We start from the raw sequence: 3790 nt of genomic DNA, 5'->3' as shown, positions 1-3790 counted from the left end.
TGTCGTCGGCCTGTTGCGCGCCGCCGAGGTAGCCGATGGCCTGGCCGCTGTGCAGGCGCAGTTGTTCGCCGATGGCGAAGTTGCTGTCCTGGCCGCTGCCAAGCGTCATGGTTTCGCCGGCGTGGTGGTGCAGGCTTTGTCCGGCGACTTGCAGCAGGCTGTCGCGGGCGCTGAGGGTGAGCAGGGCATCGCCGGTCTGCGGAACCCGGCCTTCGGCTGGCTTGCTGTCGCGCAGCGGGGCATCGGCAAGGCCGTTGCTGAGCGTGTCGCTGGCCACGGTGGTGCTCAGGCTGGTGAACAAGGCCTTGAGCGGTGCTTGATCGGCAATCAATGCGCTGTGGTCCGGCAGGTTGACGCCGCGTACGCTGCTCAGCGGCACGGTCTGGTGAATCTGTGCCGCAAGGTCGAAACGCTGGGCCAATGCCTGTTGTGCGCGAGGGAGGGAATGATCTCGGCACCATCAGCCCCTTGTACCGATTGACGGCCATCGACGACGCCCTGGGTCACGCCACCCATCAAGTTTTCTCCAGCAGTGATCACTGAAGGCAAGGCTGCCTTTGCCGTGCTTTTAATCGTGATGTAAGTCAATTCGAGGTTCGCTGCGCTTATGGAGCTGATCATCATGCAAGCCGCGAATATCATCGAGTTTTGGAATTTGATGCTAATGTTAAATTTCATATGAGATATTTAATCTTGGCGGGCGACGTAATGTGCCAATAAATTTTAGTCTTCGAGATCTACTGATCTCACAACTAGAGATCAGGGGAATAGTTGTCCTTCAAGTGATAAGTCGTAATTAAGTGCTGAGCTGTAAGCCAATAGTGTCGATACGGCTGTCTGCCCCGTCTTCTTCATCAATAGTAAATCTAACCTTAATACCCCCGTAGGCCGGTGGCCTTCCAACTTCACAAACTGCTCTCCCTCTGATGCAGTAAACATATCCGTGAGCACCTTCCAGGCCATCCCTGCTCGCCAGTGCTCGAATATCGCGGATCGTGGTCTTGGCATCTATCCCGACCTCGTCGAGTTCGAGGTGACCGCTGAAAAGATATTGAGGGATGTTGGGGAAACCCGCTTCGATATTGAGTCGTATGTAGATAGCGTCGATGCGTTCGTCTTCCTCCTGGCCCATAGGATCGAATGCTTTGTTACCGGGCCAGGATGAATTGACCTGAATGCCCAACTTCCTCCACTCATGATCACCGTCCACGGTTTTGTGGTATTCCGGACCAAATATCTCGATTGCTTTGCGCAACGTATCCCCCGGTGTGAAGAACTTACCGTTGAAGCTAAAGCCTCCTGCGAAAACTGGATCGCCATACTTGTTGACTCCGCTACGTCGGATAATAATCTCCGGTTGTGCACCACGGGGCACTATCCGGGCGTGCTTTACGGCTTCTGCACGATCTATATCGCCCCATTCATTCAGTTTCCTATCAAGCTTTTCATTTAATGCTCCCCAGGTTCTTTGTAGCAGTTGTGAGGATTTCTCCTCATTGCTTAAAGCGGGAGCTGAAATAAGAAGTATCGCAAAGGCCGTCGCGATTGTTTTTTTCATGGCTGAACCTGATTTTTCTCTTCAAATAGTGAGTGATAATTTTCTTGAATATAGTTCCAGCCCGTCTCGCCATGTTTGCCGATCTGTTCAATGCGCCTCATGGTGTTTGCAACGTACTCCCTGTGCAGGTGTTCAAGAGTTGTGGCAGATTGTCCTTGACGAATTTTTTCCGGGTTTGCTTTAGCCCAGGCCGCAACGATTTTGTCCTGCCAGGCGCTATCCTCAGGATGGCAAATAAATCCGGCGGCCAGCTTGTCAGGTGCCGGACCCTCCCGGCTGCTCCATTGATTCGCCATCGAGTGTCCTACTTGCTCGATGGCGTAGGCGGCCAACCTGCTCGCAAGGGAATGAAATGGGTGAGTGTCATGGTCCTTGGCCAATTGCGAGTGGCTTGGGTCAGTCGACTCGCTGTTATTGGGATTGTCTGCCCATAAAGTTTGGCCATCATCAACGCTGTCGCCCAACTGCTGCAATAAGGTCTGGAAAATCAGATTATGAGCGTTGACAATCAATCGCATTGGGCTGCTAGCCATCCAGCCGATCCGTTCGACATACTGATGGCCCGGAATGCTTGCCCACTTGTCGCGCAGTTCTAAGAAGTTTTTAAAGCTTTCAAGTAATTCAGGGTTCTCGTGGTCCTCGAGTAGAATTAGCATCATCTCCTCGGCATCTGAATAAACTCTAGGTGAAGTGGCTTTAAACTCCCAATCATCGATAGGGAACAATATCTGGGCTAACGGTTCGGCCAGACTGGCGATTACATCAAAGGAGCCAAACATTCCAGTGACTACCGGCCAGCGATGGCGACATTCCGCCTCAGCGGTCCAGGGTAGAACACTATCGTAGCCGAGCTTGCGTAGGCTCAGTTCCACGAAATTGGAGTGGGCAAAATAGTCCTCCAGCACGTGCAGGCCTTCCCCGAAATAGCGCATTCCTTCTTGCGTTGCTCCGCTACGCAAAGCGTCTTGCAGCTTATGTTGCATGTATACACTGGAGTCTAGGATGTAGCGTTTCACCGATTGATTGGGCAATACTTCCAGTTTCGGATCACCCGGTAGCACCCAGAGGTCGAACTGTGGGTCCACAGTCTGCGGGTCGGCCGGATCAGGATTAATGTTTTTAGGATTGTCAATGTGCTCAACCGGCCGGTACACCAGCAGCATATTTTCATCTACAAAATCTTTGCTCCGCGCTGCTTTTGGCTGATCTTTGATCAGGGCGTGGAATTCCTTCACCGCTAATAAATTAACGAGCTTCGTCAACGTCCTGCGGGAAAATTTGTATGGAAAATTTTTGGGTTCATCCGGCGCACGCACAATTTTAGGATCAAGCAGTTGTGAGTAGTCCCGTAACCAGTTACCGAAGTAAATAGCTTTACGCTGCAGCTCATTGAAACCTGCGTTTTTGAGAGCATCTTCCACCGATTCGTGACCGAATGAGCTATCCGGTCTTGTTTTGTGATGCTCCCCACGCCCGGCACCAAAGCCTTCCCGAGAGCCGTCCTTGAGTTCAATATTTTGTGCCGTGCCGCCTTGACTATCCTTGATTGCCTCATAGGCGTCCTGATAGTCAACCTTCAACGGGCCTCTATATGTGGGCGATTGATAATCGGCGTAAACCGCTTCGCCGGTGTTGGCAATGTCGAAAAAAGCTATTCGGTAGGCATAGCGGGCACCCTCATCGAGATGGCCGTCGGGAGCCAAGGTCGAAGTGTCATCGACGTTCTTATCCGCCAGATCGGTGCGTAAAAGGTTATCGATGTGATGACCGAATTCGTGTAACAGCACGGCGAGCAAGTGTCGTGCAGCTTCAAGATTTTGAACTGCAAGATTGATTGCGCTAGGACGTACACGAATGGTCCGGGTGTCGTTGTCATAATCAGCGGGGTAGATAGCCGCATCGGTGACTTGAATTTCCGGATTTTCGATGCTGCCCTCACGTAAGGCTGAATGCAATTTGATATAGGTGTGCGCGGGAATATCGAAGCCGAATATCGGTACAAGCATCAACACGAATTCAGCCTGCGTAGTGGTGTTGGCTAGTGTAGTCAGTTGGTCGAGTGCAAAGGTGCTTTGCAAGCGGTGATCAGGGGTGGGCATAGCTGCCAGAACGGGTGCAATCATGGCTTCGGGTGAGTCAAACGCGGAGTATGGTTTAACAATCCCCGGCTCAAACAGATGCTCAGCCGCATGCAAGGTCATCGTCCCCGGGCAGGCGAAGGTGATGTTGCCC

The 3790-nt window shown here is 52.2% G+C and carries 3 protein-coding genes; all 3 read right to left on the bottom strand.

What is annotated here, in order from left to right:
- Positions 1 to 421 (bottom strand): DUF2345 domain-containing protein (locus NPS29_RS28585; RefSeq protein ID WP_274136856.1); only part of this gene is annotated, 421 nt, incomplete at its 3' end.
- A 375-nt stretch (positions 422 to 796) separates the two neighbouring features.
- Positions 797 to 1558, bottom strand: a complete 762-nt coding sequence (locus NPS29_RS28580) for a hypothetical protein (protein WP_274136855.1) — start codon at positions 1556 to 1558, stop codon at positions 797 to 799.
- Positions 1555 to 3790 (bottom strand): HET-C-related protein (locus NPS29_RS28575; protein ID WP_274136854.1); only part of this gene is annotated, 2236 nt, incomplete at its 5' end. The genes NPS29_RS28580 and NPS29_RS28575, both read right to left, overlap by 4 nt.

It is taken from the genome of Pseudomonas putida, from assembly GCF_028682175.1.
GTDB classification, from domain to species: Bacteria; Pseudomonadota; Gammaproteobacteria; order Pseudomonadales; family Pseudomonadaceae; genus Aquipseudomonas; species Aquipseudomonas putida_AD.
The sequence above is the reverse complement of the archived record's forward strand: the minus strand, read 5'-3'. Positions and strand labels throughout refer to the sequence as shown.